The 17,505-nt window shown below is 60.2% G+C and carries 13 protein-coding genes; 6 read left to right on the forward strand and 7 right to left on the reverse strand.

Annotation, left to right across the window (positions count from 1 at the left end):
• From VLY20_03825 to yedA, 6 genes are all read right to left on the reverse strand, one after another.
• A complete protein-coding gene (locus VLY20_03825; protein HUK55765.1) occupies positions 1-960 on the reverse strand; it encodes an alpha/beta fold hydrolase in 960 nt (319 codons plus the stop codon).
• Complete coding sequence (locus VLY20_03830) at positions 957-2,342, reverse strand: aminotransferase class III-fold pyridoxal phosphate-dependent enzyme (protein HUK55766.1); 1,386 nt, start codon at positions 2,340-2,342, stop codon at positions 957-959. Before VLY20_03830 ends, VLY20_03825 begins: the two co-directional genes overlap by 4 nt.
• On the reverse strand, positions 2,339-3,016 hold the full coding sequence (locus VLY20_03835; protein ID HUK55767.1) for an MtnX-like HAD-IB family phosphatase: 678 nt from the start codon (positions 3,014-3,016) through the stop codon (positions 2,339-2,341). Before VLY20_03835 ends, VLY20_03830 begins: the two co-directional genes overlap by 4 nt.
• A 213-nt stretch (positions 3,017-3,229) precedes the next feature.
• Positions 3,230-4,597: a sigma-54 dependent transcriptional regulator gene (locus tag VLY20_03840; protein ID HUK55768.1), complete on the reverse strand. Its 1,368-nt coding sequence runs from the start codon at positions 4,595-4,597 to the stop codon at positions 3,230-3,232.
• A 1-nt stretch (position 4,598) separates the two neighbouring features.
• The gene (locus tag VLY20_03845) at positions 4,599-6,224 is read right to left on the reverse strand and encodes an ATP-binding protein (GenBank protein HUK55769.1); all 1,626 of its coding nucleotides are present in this window, start codon (positions 6,222-6,224) and stop codon (positions 4,599-4,601) included.
• Between the two features lie 185 nt (positions 6,225-6,409).
• Entirely contained in the window at positions 6,410-7,375 is a 966-nt protein-coding gene (gene yedA, locus VLY20_03850; GenBank protein HUK55770.1) for a drug/metabolite exporter YedA, read from the reverse strand.
• A 150-nt stretch (positions 7,376-7,525) separates the two neighbouring features.
• Here yedA and VLY20_03855 point away from each other — a divergent pair, with 150 nt between their 5' ends.
• A complete protein-coding gene (locus VLY20_03855) occupies positions 7,526-9,772 on the forward strand; it encodes a hypothetical protein (protein ID HUK55771.1) in 2,247 nt (748 codons plus the stop codon).
• Between the two features lie 31 nt (positions 9,773-9,803).
• On the opposite strand, the gene VLY20_03860 is transcribed toward VLY20_03855, so the two are convergent.
• On the reverse strand, positions 9,804-11,414 hold the full coding sequence (locus VLY20_03860) for a putative nucleotidyltransferase substrate binding domain-containing protein (protein ID HUK55772.1): 1,611 nt from the start codon (positions 11,412-11,414) through the stop codon (positions 9,804-9,806).
• Positions 11,415-11,599: 185 nt separating this feature from the next.
• Here VLY20_03860 and VLY20_03865 point away from each other — a divergent pair, with 185 nt between their 5' ends.
• From VLY20_03865 to zwf, 5 genes are all read left to right on the forward strand, one after another.
• Positions 11,600-12,397 (forward strand): hypothetical protein, encoded by a 798-nt coding sequence (locus tag VLY20_03865; GenBank protein HUK55773.1) that lies wholly within the window; start codon positions 11,600-11,602, stop codon positions 12,395-12,397.
• A gap of 13 nt (positions 12,398-12,410) precedes the next feature.
• Entirely contained in the window at positions 12,411-13,103 is a 693-nt protein-coding gene (locus VLY20_03870) for a Slp family lipoprotein (GenBank protein ID HUK55774.1), read from the forward strand.
• 97 nt (positions 13,104-13,200) lie between these two features.
• Entirely contained in the window at positions 13,201-14,955 is a 1,755-nt protein-coding gene (locus tag VLY20_03875; protein HUK55775.1) for a bifunctional transaldolase/phosoglucose isomerase, read from the forward strand.
• Positions 14,956-15,053: 98 nt separating this feature from the next.
• Positions 15,054-15,959: a decarboxylating 6-phosphogluconate dehydrogenase gene (gene gnd, locus VLY20_03880; GenBank protein HUK55776.1), complete on the forward strand. Its 906-nt coding sequence runs from the start codon at positions 15,054-15,056 to the stop codon at positions 15,957-15,959.
• A gap of 4 nt (positions 15,960-15,963) precedes the next feature.
• Entirely contained in the window at positions 15,964-17,505 is a 1,542-nt protein-coding gene (gene zwf, locus VLY20_03885) for a glucose-6-phosphate dehydrogenase (protein ID HUK55777.1), read from the forward strand.

Raw genomic sequence — 17,505 nt, forward strand, 5'->3', positions numbered from 1 at the left:
TTAACTCCTGAGCGCGGGCATTTCCGAGTCTTCGAACAATCCCACGCACGACTCGATGAATTTTGAAACCTCCTCCGCGACAAGATCTCTCTGCTTATCGATCGTGATGACATGGTAACAATCATCCAGGAGCACCAGTCTTTTATCGGCCGAACGAATCGTCCGATAAACCAGTTCGGCGTTCCGAGGGCCGGTAAAATCATCCTCTCGAGATTGAAGGATCAAGGTCGGCGCCGTGACCCGATGGAGGTTTCCTTTCACTTTTTCATACAGTCGATCCAGGTCCGCCAGGGTTTTTAGAAAGAAAATCGGGTATCCGACGGCCTCGGTCGAATTACTCCGTTGGGGTAATCGAGGCGTCTCGGACCGAAAACGGCGCAGGAAGGCCCGCAGCCGGTACAAAGGATGATAGGCCTCACGGATCCGGCTTTGCAGGGCCGGCTCTTTGATTCCGTACGGATACCCGTCGATATGAAAGAAAAAGTATTGTAAGAAGGCCGGAAGCCTTTTGATCCCGAACGGAAGAAGGCTCAACGTCCACGGGGAATTCCAACCGTCGTAAAAAAAGGTGGGCGAAAGAACGACGACCCCATCCAACGGAATCGCGGTCGAGGCCTCCAGCGCGAAAAGCGCTCCCGCGCTCAAGCCCCCCACGATCAAACGCTGATAATGCTCCCGGCAGAAGGCCAGTTGCATCTGAACGTGTCGCAGCCAGTCTTCTTCGTCCGACCGCAGCATATCCCGCAACCCCAAACAATGTCCCGGGAGCGTGGGCAGATAGACATCCCGGCCTTGCCGGGATAACTTCAGCGCCAGATACTTCATCTCCAGGGGGGTTCCGGTCACGCCGTGAATGAGATAAACGAGCGTCGAGGATTGAGCCGGCATGAAGAGATCGGTGCGCCGGGCTCCCGGCATGCGGGCCAGCGCCGCCTCTTTCGTTTCGAAGGGATGACTCATGGCGCCTCCGTCGCGTATTTCTTGAACAAAACGTCGAGCAGCTCGACGGCCAGATCGATTTCCTCCTTTGATATTTCAAGACTCGGGGCCAGGGTGAACACGTTTTTATAGTACCCGCCCACGTCCAGCACCAGCCCCATCGGTCCACGCGAGGTCGGAATCCCGCCCTCGAGGCCGGCCTCAAAGATTTGGTCCACGAGCGCCTTGTTGGGCGTATACCGGTCGGCCTGGGTCACCTCGATCCGAAGGGCCAGCCCCAATCCGGAAACATTGCCGATGACGCGATGGCGGCTTTTCAATTCCTCGAGCCGCGCCAGGAAGTAGGCGCCTTTTTCCGCAACGGTCTTTTCATAGTTTTGATGCCGGATCCATTCCAGCGTGGCCAGCGCCGCCGTCGTTCCAAGGGGGTTGGACGAGAAGGTGGAATGCGTCGATCCCGGCGGAAACATCTCCGGCGAGATCAGCCGTTCCTCGGCCCAGACGCCCGAGATCGGGTTCAATCCGTTGGTCATCGCCTTTCCGAACACGACGATGTTGGGCTTTACGCCGAAATGCTCGATGGCCCAAAACTTCCCCGTTCGGAAGAAGCCCATCTGGATCTCGTCGTCCACCATGAGGATTTTCCGGTCTTCCAAAACCTTCGACAGCCGCGGAAAATATTCCGGCGGCGGGATGACGTAGCCGCCGGTTCCCTGCACCGCTTCCACATAAAACGCCACGTACTCGGGCTCTTGGGCTTTGGAATCCCAGAAGGATTGGTATTCGGTTTCAAAGAGTTTTTCGAATTGCTGTACGCAGTAATAGTCGCAGCTCTCAAGCTTCTTCCCGTACGGGCATCGGAAGCAGTAGGGAAACGGAACGAAGTGGGCGCGATTCGAAAAATGCCCGTAGCGACGACGGTACCGGTAGCTGGAGGTGATCTCGGAGGCCCCCAAGGTCCTCCCATGATAGCCGCCCATGAAGGCCATGAAGAGGCTCTTGCCGGTCGCGTTGCGGACCAGCTTCATCGAATCCTCGACCGCCTGGGAGCCGCCGACGTTAAACTGGACCCGCCCCTCCCGACCGAAGGCCCGACCGCACTCCCGGGCCAGCTCCGCGGCCAGCAACACTTTTTCTTCGTGCAGATACTGACAGGCCAGTTGCGGAAGCGTCTCGATCTGTTCTTTCAAGCGCTGGCTGATTTCCTTGTTCCGGTATCCGAAATTGACGGCCGAATACCACATCTGGAGGTCGAGGTAAGGGCGGGATTCGCGGTCGTACAGAAAGCTTCCTTCCGCCGCTTTAAAAAACTTGGGGGACGACGCGTAATGAACCGTGTCGCCGTAGGAGCAGTACTTGGCTTCCAGTCTTCTCAACTCCGCTTCTTCCTGACGCAATTTCATCGTTTCTCCTGAATGGCCGGCTTTAGCCTGGACGGTTCCCCAAACAACGCGCGCGCCACTTCGGTTAAGGTTTCGAAGGAATCGTGAACAATCCCCTTGGCCATGCAGTAGGCCCGAAGCCGTTTTTTGGCGAAGACCCGGTCGGCCCGGTGAACAACACAGCGATCGGAAAGACCGTCGCCGATGTAGACGGTCAGGAACTCTTGACGCCCGTCCTGTTCAAGCAGCCGGCATTTACATACCCCGCAGCCCCCCTGACAAACGGCATCGCCGTACGGGAATGTGAGGGTAGGCCGCCCGTCCTCCTCCCAATGGAGCCGGTTTGAATAATGGGGAAGGTGGTCCAGTCCGTTGACGCGCAAAACGGCCTTCATCAGAAAATCGATCCCGTCGCTCACGATCACCAGCGATGCGCCGTTCTTGACGCATTCCTTTTTCAGAACGTGGATCCCCGGATCGATCGGCTGACGGATTAGAAAAGAGCGGAGCGTTTCCGGGCCGGCCTGAATGAGCCGGGTTTGCTGTCGCATGCATTCCCGCGCCGAAAGGGTTCCTTCCTCCCACTTCCGCTCCCAATCCTTGTATTCGGGTCGGGCAAACGTCTCCAGAACGGCGTCGGTTGTGTCCTGCCGCGTAATCGTCCCGTCGAAATCACAAAATATCTTGATTTTCATTGCTTCGGTTCCGAATCCTCCCGTATCAATGCTGCAGGGATGGCGGCCGGTTTTTGAACGGTTGTTTGCTGAACTTAATTGGAAAGAGCAAAAGGCATGCCAGCGGCCGGATGGAGTTAACGCAGCAATTGGATCGTTTTAAATGGACTTGCGGGGCGGGATTGAGATCAGAGACGGGACTTTTTTATCTTGCCATGGGGCTTTTTGTCCCGGTCAAGCGTTACCGTTCTTGGATTCACGGCGCTTGCTGAACCGATACAAGGTCTTGCGATTGATCCCCAGCACCTCGGCCGCCTTGCTTTGGTTCCCGCCGGTCTGATCAAGAATCTGCTCGACATACCGCCGTTTCATTTCTTCCAAGGTCACCATGGCATCGGAGGAAGAGGGGACGCGGGCCGGTTCTTTCGGATGCAGATCATCGGAAATATCGGAGGGCGTCAACACGTTATTGGTCGTGAGCGTCACCGCGCGCTCGATGACGTTTTCCAACTGGCGGATATTTCCCGGCCAATGATACTGCGTCAGGATCTCCATGGCCTCTTTGGAAATCCCCGAGACGCTCTTCTTGGCGCGCTGACAGGCTATCTTGATGAAATGGTTTGCGAGAAGCGGAATGTCCTCCGGGTGCTCCCGCAGCGGGGGAAGATTGATCGTCACGACATGAAGCCGATAAAAGGCGTCCTCCCGGAAACGCCCGGCCTGCACCAGCGTCGCCAGGTCCTTATTGGTTGCGGCCAGGATCCGTACATCCACCCGGATCGTTTCCCCTCCGCCCACCGGGCGGACCTCATGCTTTTGCAATACGCGCAACAACTTGGCCTGAAGGGAAGGCGTGATATCCCCGATCTCGTCCAGAAAGCAGGTGCCTCCTTCCGCTTCAAGAAATAGCCCTTTTTTATTCGTCCAGGCGCCGGTGAACGCGCCCTTGGTGTGGCCGAACAGCTCGGTTTCCAGAAGGCCCTCCGGAAGCGCGGCGCAGTTGACGGCGACATACGGCTTCTCGGCCCGGCGGCTGTGGTTGTGAATGGCCCGGGCGATCAACTCCTTTCCGGTTCCGCTCTCGCCCTGAATCAGGACGGTCGTGTCGGTGGAGGCGACCCGGGCCACCAGTTTGTAGATCTCAAGCATCTTCGGGCTGTTGCCGATGACGGTTTCGAGCGGAAGATCCTCCGAGGCTTCGGTCGGAAGAAAGAGGTTTTCCCGAATGAGCCGCTGCTGATTCAAGGCCCGTTGAACCGTGACCTTGACATCTTCGATCTTAAACGGCTTGCTGATATAGTCGTACGCGCCGTTTTGGATGGCTTCAATCGCCGTCTCAAAGGAGCCGAAGGCCGTGATGACGATCATGATCGTCTCGGGGCTTTTCCGCCGTAACGCCCGGACCACTTCGAGTCCGCCGACATCCGGCATCTTCAGATCCGTGATCACCATGTCAAAGGGAGCGTGTGTCCCCATCCGGATGGCTTCCGAGCCTTGCGTGGTCGTTTGGACTCGATACCCCTCCTTCGTCAGGACCTCCCGGAGAAGGTCCGCCGCGACCGCGTCGTCATCCACGACAAGGATTTGTGAAGGTGCGACCATCTTAACCTCGCTTTCTCACCGGAAGCCTCACGATAAACCGGCTTCCCTCGGCCAATCGGCTTTCCAAGGCGATCGTCCCGCCGTGGCGCTGAACCACGTCCTGACAAATCGACAAACCCAGGCCGGTTCCCTGTCCGGGCTCCTTGGAGGTGAAAAAGGGCTCGAAGACTTTTTGAAGATGATCCGACGGGATTCCCCTCCCGCTGTCCTGGACCATGACCTCGACCCATTCGGCCTCGAGCGCATCTTCCCCGGATCGGCCCGGGGAATCCCGGGGAGGACCGATCTGCTTCGTTCGAATCACCAGGGTTCCGCCGCCGGATAATTCGTCGATCGCATTGTCGATCAGGTTCAGAAAAACGCCCTGGATCTGGCTGTAGCTGGCCAGGAGCTTGTGCAGGTTGGGATCGAATTCCTTGACGACCGAAATCCGCTTGGCCGTCGTCTCGGGCGAAAACAGAACACAGAGATCTTCAAGGACCACGTTCAGCTCGATCCAGTCGAAATCCGTCTCGGGAAAACGCGTCGTGTTCAGCAGCCGCTGAATGCTGTTGATCAGCCGTTCGACCTGGGACCGCATGATGGACAAGCGGCGCCGCGCGTCCTCGGTCAGCCCGCCCTCGTCCAAAAGAAGCTGAAGGTGGCCGAAGACCGAATGCAGGGGCGTTCCCAGCTCGTGCGCCACCGTTGCGGCCAGCTGCCCGATGGCCGCCAGCTCGTTGGAATGCACCAGCTGTTTCTGCATCTGGTAGATCGATCGGTTGGCGCGAGTCAGCTCGTCGTTCCGCCTCTGAAGTTCGTCCGTGGCCGCGTCGATCTTATTCTGAAGCTCCTCGTTGAAGGTATGAATGCGGTCGAGGAGGGCCTGATTGGCCTCGGCGCTCTGTTGAATCGTCCGGATCATCGAATTAAAGCTCGCCGTCAGCCGTCCCAGCTCGTCCGGCGCCGCAGGCGCGATGGTAACCGACAGATCTCCCTCTTTGACTCTCGACATCGCCCGCAGGAGGTTTTCGATCGGGCGATGGATCATCCGGTTCATGGAAACCGCAAAGAGGCCGCTGATCAGTAGAACGGAGAGGAGCGTGATGACGAAGGCCTGGCTTCGTTCCTTATTATGCATCCGGTCGAACTCTTTACGAGACATCTTCATCTTAATCAAACCGATCACCTTCCCATCGAGATGAATCGGAGAGGTGATGTCTACATAATTCACTTTACCGATTCGTTCCGCCTTGGAAAGGATCTGATCGATTTTTATTTTTTCGATATCCTCCTCGGAGAGGACCGTCGGGGAATGCAGGGCCGTCGTTTTTGAAGTGACCGGGATGAGCTTCCCGTCCGGGGAAAAAGTGAACAGATCGATGCGTTCGATGTCCGAATGAATCGTCATCATGTCCAGAAGGTCGTCGTTAATTTCACGCATATCGGTCAGGCCGTGATAATCGGTCGCCACGCTCGAATCGATTTCGCGGACAACATTGACGGTCTCCTGCCGGAGGTTGTCCTCGGCGTCTTTTTCGATCATTTTCTGGGTGAAATACGTCGAGGTGAACAGGATCGCGACCACGCTGGTAATTGTCAGCAGAAGAAGTTTGGTCTTGATGCTGATTTTTTTAAATGCGGACATCTTTGTCAAACCGGTATACGAACTCCGAGGCCGACGCCGAAGAACGGGAGGGAGCGTGAAGCCTTCAGGCAGGCTAAAACTTCACCAGAGAACATCGGCTGTATTTATTTTATTATATTCCATGACTGAAATGAGATGCAAGGGCTCCGATGGATTGAACCCGCAATCCCGCGAGAGGCGCGTCTTCATCGTAATCGGCCGCCCTGCGGATCGCCCGATCCTTTTCCCGCCACCGTCTTTCTCGCCCGATCGGTCGTGATCACGGCCACGGCGGCCACGATGATCGCGGCGGCCAACAGGATTTGGGTGGAGATCGGTTCGCCCCCCCAGATCCGGCCGAGGGTAACCGCCACGACGGGGTTGACATAGGCGTAGGTCGAGGCGCGCGCGGGCGTGGTCGCGTTCAGCAGCCAGATATAGGCCGTGAACCCCACGAGCGAGCCGAAGACGATCAGATAGACCAGCGATAGGGCCGAGCGCGCGGAAACGGCGCTCAACTGCAGCACGGCGGCTTCGCCCGTCGCCAGCCCGGCCAGGAAGAGCAGCACGCCGCCCGTCAGCATCTCCATGGCGGTGGCGAGAAGCCCTGACTCCGGCAGCGGCGCGCGCAGGGAGTAGAGGGAGCCGGCCGCCCAGGCCACGCCTCCCAGGATCAGCACGACCGCCCCCGCCGGATCGATCCGATGGATGCCGGACAGCTTCTCCGGTCCGACCAGCAACGCCATCCCCGCAAGCCCCAATCCCAGCCCGGTCGCCACCCACGGGCTCGGCCGGGCATGGCTCCACCAAATCCAGTCCATGAGGACCATCCAGATCGGCACGGTCGCGATCAACAACGACGCCAGCCCGGAGGGAACCCGTTGCTCCGCCCAGACCACCGCGCCGTTTCCGGCCGAGATGAGCAGGCCGCCGATCACGGTCGCGGCGGCCCAGTGAATGCGGACCGGCCGTTTCGCGCCGGTCAGCCGGGCCCAGCCGTACAACACCGCACCCGCCACCGCGAAGCGGAAGCCGGCCATCAGGAAGGGCGGCAGCGTCTCGATCGCGAACCGAATCGCCAGAAACGTCGACCCCCAGATCAGGTAGACGGCCGCGAACGCGGCGGCGACCTTGAGATGGGACGGCCGTCCCGCCGGAGCTTTTCGATCCATCGGATTTAATCGCGTCGCGACCATGAAAAGGAGATTATACACCAGCCCGTGACGAAGATGCACCGGCCGGAGCCGGGATTTATTTGAATCGCGGATTCAAGATTCGGTATAGTGTACCAGGCGCCGTTTCTTCCGGCCGGACGAAAAACCATGATCCGCAAGGGTTTCAAAAAATCGATGGAGTTCCCCGGGACGGACCCGGACCGACAAGCGGCCCGGGACTTCGTTTCGCGGATGGACCGGGATTATTTCTCGGTTTATTCCCCGCGGGAAATCCGGGTCCATATCCAACTGGCGCAGGGCCTGACCTCCGATCATCCGGTCCGTCTCAAGGTCGCGCCCCGGGAAAAAAATCGGTTCAACATCGTGATCGTGGCCTTCGATTACTTTTCGGAATTCTCGATCCTCTGCGGCCTTCTGGCCTCCTTCGGCCTCGACATACGGACCGCGGACGTTTACACGTTTTCGGACCGCCGGCCGTCGGCCGTACCCGCGCTTCCCGCGCACGGCCGGCGTAAAAAAATCCCGCGGGCTCGCGACTCCCGGAAAAAGATCGTGGACGTCTTCGAGGTCTCCCCCCGACCCGGGGAGACGTTTTCGGTTTCCCGATGGAAGGAGTTCGAGAGCGAGCTCCACGCGCTTGTACGGCTCCTGTGCGACGGACTTTTTCAAGAGGCCCGGGAACGTCTGAACCGGAGGCTGATCGAGCGTCTGGAAAAGGAGCGGGGGCCGCTGGCCGATTTACTCTACCCGGTCGAGGTCCGCTTCGACAACCGCGCGAACAAACACTGGACCGCGATGGATGTCCACTCCAAAGACACGCCCGCCTTCCTGTACGCCCTGTCGAACGCCTTGTCCATGCGGGATATTGACATTCACAAAGTCCGGGTCCAGAGCGTCCGGGCCGAAGCGCGCGACCGGTTTTACATCACGGATCGACAGGGGCGGAAAATCCGGGGCGAACGGGAGCAGAAGACCCTGAGGATGGCCCTGGTCCTGATCAAACAGTTCACTTACTTTCTGCCGCGGGCGCCGGACCCGGCCCGGGCTCTGCGCTACTTCGATCAGCTGCTGGACCGGGTCATCGAGCGGAAATCTCCCAAAGCGCTGGCCTTGTTGTTGCGGAAAAAGGAGGGTTTGATCCTTCTCGCCCGTCTTTTGGGCACCGGCGATTTTCTCTGGGAAGATTTTCTCCGTATGCAGTTCGAGAACCTGATGCCGGTTCTGGAGGACTTCAAAGCCCGCGCGCTGCGACCGGGAAAGGAGCGGCTCCGCCGGGAACTCGCCGCGCGCCTGGCTCAAGGCGCGACCGTGGAGGAAAAGAAGCGCATCCTGAACGAATATAAAGACCGCGAAATGTTTTCGATCGACATGAAGCATCTCGTGATGCCCAAGTCGACCCTGATCGATTTCTCGCGGGCCCTCACCGACCTTGCGGAGGTGATCGTGGATCAGGCCCTCGCCGTCGGCCATGCGGCCCTGATCCGGAAACACGGCCGGCCGAGGCTTGAGACCGGCCGGGAATGTCCCTTCGCCGTTTGCGGTCTCGGCAAGTTCGGCGGACGCGAGATGGGATACGCCTCCGATATCGAGTTGCTGTTCGTCTACGGAGGGCCGGGCCGGACCGACGGGCCGGACCCAGTCGAAAACAGTCTGTACTTCGAGCGGGTGTGTCAGGAGATCCTCCGCCTGATCGAGGCCCGCCAGGAAGGAATCTTCCATATCGACCTTCGCCTCCGGCCGGACGGAAGCAAGGGTCCGCTGGCCGTCGCGCTGGAACGGTTCCGAACCTACTATCACGCCGCCGGCGAGGCCGCGCCGTTTGAACGCCAGGCCCTCATCAAACTGCGGCGGGTCGCCGGAGAGCCCTCTCTCGGACGACAACTCGAGGCCCATCGGGACGGCTTTGTGTACGGCGCCGCGCCGTGGGACCGGGACGCGGCCATCCGCCTCCGCCGCCGTCAAATCCGGGAGCTCGTCGCGCCGGGCACGGTCAACGTCAAATACAGCCCGGGCGGAATCATCGATATCGAGTACGCGGCTCAATACCTCCAGATCGAGCACGGCCGGGACCATCCCGAGCTGCGAACGCCGAACACCCTGGAGGCGCTGGATCAACTGCGCCGCTTAAGGATCCTCGCCGGGGACGAACACGACCGCCTTCGGGAGGCCTACCTGTTCCTGAGGAATTTGATCGACGGGCTTCGCATGGTCCGGGGAAACGCGCGGGATCTCATCCTGCCCGACGTCGCCTCGGAGGAATTCAAGTTCCTCGCGCGGCGGCTGGGCTATCATGAGACCGGCTGGGAAAAGAGCGCGGGGGCCTTGGACCGGGACGTACGGCGGCATATGAAAGCCGTCGACCGGTTTTTTTCAGGCCGCTTCAACCCGTCCTGAAACGCGGACGCCCAAACCCGATCAAAGCGCTTTAACGGAAGCGGGAGGATCCCGAAGCGTCAAAGACCGCTTCAAAGGTTCGATGGACCCGTCCGGCGTGATCCCGATAGTCCTTGAGAAAGCGATCGACGGCCGCGTCCGGACCCGGACCGGCGTCCCGATAACCCATCCGCAGGGCGCAGGCCCGGACGTCTTCCGACTCGACGGGAATGGCGTGGGTCTGGACGTCCGAAACCATCTGGAGTTTGTTCTCCACATCCCGCAGAAACCGATAGGCCGCCGAAAGGTCGCGATGCTCCTCCCTTGAGAGAAGCCCGTGATCCCGCAAGCGCCGCAGGGCCTTCAACGTGTTCCGTTCCCGGATCTTCGGAAATCGTTTCCCGAACGAGGCCTGCAGCGATTGAACGATGAATTCGATTTCCCGGATGCCGCCGAACCCCAATTTGACGTCCCGGCGGCTCTGTCCTCGCACGGACATTTTCTGATCGATGCGCTCCTTGATTCGTTTGACCTCGCTCCGAGCTTTCCGGTCGAAGGGCCGGCCGTGGATAAAGGAGGCCACCCGTTTCAGAAAGTTCATCCCCAGGGAACGGGCGCCCGCCACGGGCCAGGCCTTGGTCAAGGCCAGCCGTTCCCAGGTTTCTCCGCGCGCGGCGTAATAGCGTTCGAAGGCCCTCAGGGAATGGGCAAGGCTTCCCATCTTTCCCTCGGGACGGAGCCGCAGGTCGACGCGATAGACATAGCCTTCCGGAGTGACGTCGCCCAGCGCCGACGTGATTTTTTGCGAAAGCCGTTTGAAGTACTCTTCCTTGGTAAGGGCCCCGGCCCGGGCCGAAGTCCTCCCGCGGGATATTCCCTCCCGATCCGACGCGTAGAGATACACCAGGTCGACGTCCGAACTGAAATTCAGCTCGCCGCCGCCCAGCTTCCCCATCGCCAGGACCGTGAAGGCCGTCCGGACCCGCTTCCCGGACGGACCCGCGTGCACGGGGACCCCGTGCTCGCGTCGCATCACCCGCTCCGAAATCTCGTACGCCTTCTGGATCAGGACTTCGGCCAAAACCGAGAGGGCCGCGCCGGTCTCCTCGACGGAGGTCCGTTTGAGCAGATCCCGGACGCCGATCCGAAGGATCTCCTTCCGTTTAAAGATCCGAAGGACGTCGAGCCGCTTGGGCTCGGTCTTCAGATGTTTCAGGGCGTCCGCGAGGTCCCGGGTCAACTCCCTTTTTTTCCGTTCGTGATCCAGGATGCGGGGGTCCGAAACCCAGTACAGAAAAACCGGATCCCGGATCAGGATCTCGGCCATGAACGGGCTTCCGCCGAACACCACGGCCAGCAACTCCAGGACCCTCGGGGATTCTTTCAGATATGAGAACAGATGGATCCTGTTGATCGACGCCTTGGCGAAGCGTTCAAAATAATTGAGGGCCTGATCCGGATCGACGGAACGGGCGAGGCAGGCCAGGAGTTCTTCGAGGATCTCGGCCAGGAGGTGGCGCGCCCGGGGATCGTCCCCCATCGCCTGCAGATTGGCGTCGGCCTTCGCCGTTTCCTTCAAACCGTACGGGCGCAGCAGCGAAGCCGCCTGCCCGGCGTCCAACCGAGGGGCCAAGAGAAGATCTTTTGGGTTCAATGAAGCCATCTCACTCCGAAATAAGGACCGGCCTTATTATACCGATTCTTTTGACACAGAGGAAGGCGAATGGTGATCGGCCCGGTCCGCACGTCGACGCGAGCCCCTATAATCAAGCAGCGCTTGATTCCGAGGCACCGCATTGGGTACAATATTATTATTAACAGATGTCTCCCCCCCAGGAGTGTCATCCCATGAAACAGATTCTAAGCACGTTCGCGGTTTTCCTTCCTTTGGTCGTTTGGACGTCCCAAGCCCTTGCAGCCGCATCGGACGGCCGGGCCCTCGAGCCCTACTTCCAGATCGGGGTGGGCGCCTTTTCTCGAGATATCGTAGAGCAGGACTCCGCGATCTCGGGTTTTAAATTCAAGGGCACCGCCGACTCCACCCGGCTGATCGCCAAGCTCGGCTTAAACATCGCAGACGTCTTAAATCTCTACGTCCAGGGAGGGGGGTCCGATCTTTCGATCGACGAGTTCAACAACTACGATTCCGCCACGAAAGGCGCTTACGGAGGCGGGCTGAGGATCAATCTCTACCAGTCGCCGGATCGGGACGCACTCAAACTGTTCGTCGAAGGCAACTATCTCCGGTCGACCACGGACGACCGCGTTCAGATCGATGTAAACTGCTCGGCCGCCACGGCCTGTGCCAGCGCTCCAAACGGATTCGTTTCGAGGTTGTCGAAGGAAACCATCGAGTGGAACGAGTACACCGTTCTGATGGGGGCGAGCGGCCGCTACTTCAACCTCGCGCCCAACGGCGGCATCCGGCTCTCAGCCGTGAACGGAAAAGACCGGCTCCGCGCGGCCCCCGATTCCAATTTCGCGGCGTCGTTCCAGGCCAGTCCGGACGTGAGGGAACAGGATAATTTCGGGATCTTTTTCGGGACGGACGTTTTCCTGGACCGGTCGGAGAAAACGGCCCTGAATTTCGAGGTTTCGTTGATCGACCAGAACTCTTTTGAGGCCGCCATCCGAAGATCATTCTGATTGGGAGACCCAGATGCGATACCCGTTCATCATGACATGGCTCGCGACTTCCCTGCTGATCGGGGGTTGCGTGAATTACTACGCGATCCCGGAGTCGTTCGATAAACAGATCGACCGATCCGTCACGTTCGCCGACCTCAAGCGGGATCCCGAAGCGTACAAAGGAAAGGTCCTGGCTCTGGGGGGCGTGGTGCTTCGCGCCAAAAATTTGAAGGACGGCACGCAGATCGAGGTTCTCCAACTTCCGCTGGACAGTTCGGATCGGCCGGACTATCCCCTGGAGGCCTCGCAGGGACGTTTTATGATTTTAGATCCGGAACACCATGATCCCGCCGTTTTGAAGGATCGTCGGATCACCGTCGTGGCCGAAATCGTCGGGAAAAAAGTCGACCTGATCGATGAGTTTGAATACACTTTCCCGTATGCGTCGGCCCGCTTTGTCTACATCTGGTCGGAGCGAAGAGGGTATGGTTATTCTTCTCCCTACGATTATTACTCCTACCCGTATTACTATTATTATCCGGATCCCTTCCTCTATGGCTATTCCTATGGATACCCCCCTTGGTACTTTGGCGCCCCCTTCATCGGTCCGCCGTCCGCTCCGCAACCCGGTCGCCGGTTTGACGGGCCATCGGGACAGGAGTCACCACCCCCCGAAAGTCCGGGCGGTGGATCGAGGAGGAGTTTCGGCGACAAGAAAAACTGAATGCGTGTCGTTCGTCGCGCCCCCCGCCGTTTGGATTCAGAAGCGGATTGCGGTGTCGTCGCGTTTATTTCCCATCGGGCCTTGACGAGGAAGCTCCATGCGGACGGCCGGTCAACAACGTAAAACTTCATCCGCCGGGAAGGAAGATCGCTTTTCGGCCTCCCTGGGCCCCCACGAAAACCCGATCCGGGAAGCTCTGCGGTCGCTTGATGAACAACGGTTCGTGGAACGGTTCTTCGCCAAGGACGACGCGCTTTGGAAACCGGAGCCGGACGCGCGGAAGACAATCGCCCATCGCCTGGGATGGCTGACCGTCGCCGACACGATGGCCGAACAAAGCGACGACTTGACGGCGTTTGCACGGTCCGTCCGCGCATCGGGCTTCTCCCACGCCGTGCTTCTCGGAATGGGCGGAAGCAGCCTCGGACCCGCTGTGCTTCGAAACACCTTCGGCGTACGGCCCGGTTATCCGGACCTGCAGGTCCTCGACAGCACGGACCCGGCCACGATCCTCCGCGTCGAGAAGGCCGTCGACCTTCCAAAAACCCTTTTTATCGCGGCGAGCAAGTCGGGAACGACGATCGAGGTCGACGCCCTCTACCGTTATTTCCACACGAAAATAAAAACGGTCAACCCCGATCAACCCGGAAACCAATTCATCGCCATCACCGATCCCGGAACGCCGCTGGAGGTCCTCGCCCGGACCGAGCGGTTTCGAAGGACCTTTCTGAACCCGTCCGACATCGGGGGCCGTTACTCGGTGCTGTCGTACTTCGGACTGGTGCCGGGAGTTCTGACCGGTATGGATCCGGCGGCCTTTCTCGATCGGGCCGGGCGGATGATTCAACGGTGCGGGCCGGAAATTCCCGCGGAGAAAAATCCGGGATTGAGTCTGGGAGTCATTCTGGGCGAGATGGCCAAGGCCGGACGGGACAAGGTGACCTTGATCACCCCGCCCCCCATTCAAAACTTCGGCATCTGGGTCGAGCAACTGCTCGCCGAGAGCACCGGAAAGGAGGGGAAGGGGTTGATCCCGGTCGAAGGAGAAGCGATCGGCCGGCCGGAGGTCTACGGAAACGATCGTCTGTTCGTTTACCTGGCCGTCTCCTCTTCACCCGATCGAAAACTCCGTCAATCGCTTCAGGCTTTGGAGCGGGCGGGCCATCCGGTGGTGAGGATTCTTATCCATGACCCCTTGGATCTGGCGGGTGAATTTTTCCGGTGGGAGTTTGCGACCGCGGTCGCCGGCGCGCTCCTTAAGGTCAATCCCTTCGACGAGCCGAACGTGGCCGAAAGCAAGGAAAACACCCGTAAGGTTCTCGATGCCTTTCAGAAGACCCGAACGTTTCCAAAGGAAGAGCCGTTCCTTGAAGAAGGAGGGATGCTCCTTTACGGAAACTCGGAGAGCATCGCGAACGGCTCGTTGAAGGAGGCCGTCTGGAACTTGCTGGACCGCGCGGGGCCGGGCGATTACGTCGCGCTGATGGCGTATCTCGAGGCCTCCGGCGCGAACGATTCGCGGCTGCAGACGATCCGATCGGCCATTCGGGATCGGCGCCGGGTCGCCACCACGTTGGGTTACGGGCCCCGTTTCCTGCATTCGACGGGCCAGCTCCACAAAGGGGGCCCCGGCCGCGGCCTGTTCATCCAAATCACGGCGGAAGACGATCCGGATTTGCCGATCCCCGGCGAGCCCTACACCTTCGGCATCCTGAAAAAGGCCCAGGCGCTGGGCGATTTTCATTCGCTGTCGAACCGCAGCCGGCCCGTCCTGCGGATCCATCTCGGTTCCGACGTTGAACCGGGCCTGAAAAGGCTGGCACGCGCTCTGGGAAGCACTCGTAAACGGTAGCTACCCAGCGAGCAAAGCAAGCGAGAGGGGGAGGCTCCGTCCGGCTCCGCCGGTGGAGGGGGCGACGCGAGCCCCTAAAAATAGGGAGGGGGCAAACGATGCAATTGGGATTCATCGGGCTCGGCAAGATGGGCGCCAACATGACCCAACGCCTGTTGAAGGGCGGACATCAACTGACGGTGAACGACATCGACCCGGAATCGATTCGGCGTCTGGCCGCGTCGGGCGCGCACGGGGCCGCCACGATCGAGGAACTCGCCGGCTCTCTTTCGCCGCCCCGGGCAGTCTGGATCATGGTCCCTTCCGGCGAGCCGACCGAAAAAACGATCGCGGCCCTCGTCCCCGCACTCTCGCGCGGCGACGTGGTGATCGACGGCGGGAACTCCTACTATCGGGACTCCGTGCGGCGGGCCGCCCGGCTCAAAGAAGAAGGACTGGCGTTCGTGGACGTCGGCACCAGCGGCGGCGTCTGGGGATTGACGGAGGGCTACAGCCTCATGATCGGGGGAGAGCCGTCGACGGTCCGTCGGCTGCGGCCGGTTTTCGAAACGCTCGCGCCGGCCCCGAACAAGGGCTGGGGGCATGTCGGACCTCATGGCGCCGGACATTTTGTAAAAATGGTGCATAACGGAATCGAGTACGGACTGATGCAGGCCTACGCCGAGGGATTCGCGATCATGGCGGCCAAAAAGGACTTCGGGCTGGACCTCCACGCCGTCGCCGAGACCTGGCGCCACGGAAGCGTCGTGCGCTCCTGGCTTCTCGACCTGACGGCCGACGCGCTTTCAAAGGACCCGACCCTCGAAACGATCAAACCCTGGGTCGCGGATTCCGGGGAAGGACGCTGGACGCTCCTGGAGGCGCTCGACCTCGATGTTTCGGCCCCCGTCATCACCGAGTCCGTCCTTCGCCGGCTGCGTTCACGGGAAGACGCGCCCTTCGCCGACAAGTTGCTCGCGGCCCTGCGCCAAGCCTTCGGCGGGCACGACCTCAGGAAGGAGTAACGCCATGAGACAGGCCAAAGTCCTGAGGATTCCACCGCCGGAAAGCGCCGCCCAGGAGCCCCAAGCGAACCCCTTCGGCCTGGTGATCTTCGGGGCCTCGGGCGACCTGACCCGGCGAAAGCTGATCCCGGCGCTGTTCCGGCTGCTGCGATCCGACCTGCTGCCGAAGCACTGGTACGTCATCGGATCGGCCCGGACCCGAATGGACGACGATGTCTTCCGAAAACATGTCCGTGAATCCATCCGCGTTGTTGAAGAAATCGAGTCGGTTCGTGCCGCGGAGGTGGACCATTTCCTCGGCCGTTTCCACTATCTGGCCGGCGATTCCCAGGCATCGGCCTACTACGTCCGCCTCGCGAAGCGGCTGAACGAACTGGACAAGGATCATCAGACCGGCGGCAACCGGCTCTTCTATCTGGCCACGCCGCCGGACAGTTATCCGGGCATCATCCGGGAGCTGGGCGAGGCCGGGTTGAACCGGCCCGTCAAGACGGCCCGGTGGAACCGGATCGTGATCGAGAAACCCTTCGGTTCGGACCTGGCCTCGGCCCAGGCCTTGAACCGCAAGGTGGCGCAGGTCTTCAAGGAGGATCAGGTCTACCGGATCGATCACTATCTGGGAAAAGAGACGGTCCAAAACATTCTTTTCTTCCGATTCGCCAACGCGATCTTCGAACCGATCTGGGACCGCCGCTACGTCGATCACATCCAGATCACGGTGGCGGAAAGCATCGGCATCGAGCACCGGGCCGGATATTACGAACGGGCCGGGGCGCTGCGCGACATGTTCCAGAACCACCTGCTGCAGCTCCTCTGCCTCATCGCGATGGAACCCCCCGCGAATTTCGATCCCGAAACGGTCCGCGACGAGCGGACCAAAGTCCTCAAATCGATTCGTCCGATCCCGATGGATCAGATCGACCGGTTCGCCGTCCGCGGCCAGTACGGACCGGGCCTCGTGAACGGCCGGGAGGCCGTCGGCTACCGCGCGGAGACGGGGGTCGCGCCGGATTCGACCACCGAGACTTTTGCGGCCCTCAAGCTTTATATCGACAACTGGCGGTGGCAGGGCGTCCGTTTTTATCTCCGCTCCGGCAAGCGGCTCGCCACGCGCAAGGCCGAGGTCGCGATCGAGTTCAAATGGGTGCCCCATCTGCTTTTCAAACCGCTCACCCCGAAAGACATCCAGCCCAATACGCTGGTCTTCCGCATCCAGCCGGAGGAAGGAATCCAATTGACGTTCCAGTCCAAGCATCCGGGGTCCAAGCTTTGCCTGGACAATGTCATGATGGAATTCGATTATCGGGGCAGTTTCAAAGGCCCTTCCCCCGACGCGTACGAGCACCTTTTACTCGACTGCCTGGTCGGAGACCAGATGCTCTTCGCCCGGCGGGACTGGGTGGAGCTGTCATGGGCCCTCATCACGCCCATCCTGGACACGTGGTCGAAGACGCCCCGGGTGCCGATCTATGACGCCGGAAGCATGGGACCCCGCGAATCGGAGTCGCTCACCGAGCAGGACAAGCGCTATTGGAGACCGCTTTAG

Source organism: Nitrospiria bacterium (assembly GCA_035517655.1).
GTDB lineage: Bacteria > Nitrospirota > Nitrospiria > JACQBZ01 > JACQBZ01 > JACQBZ01.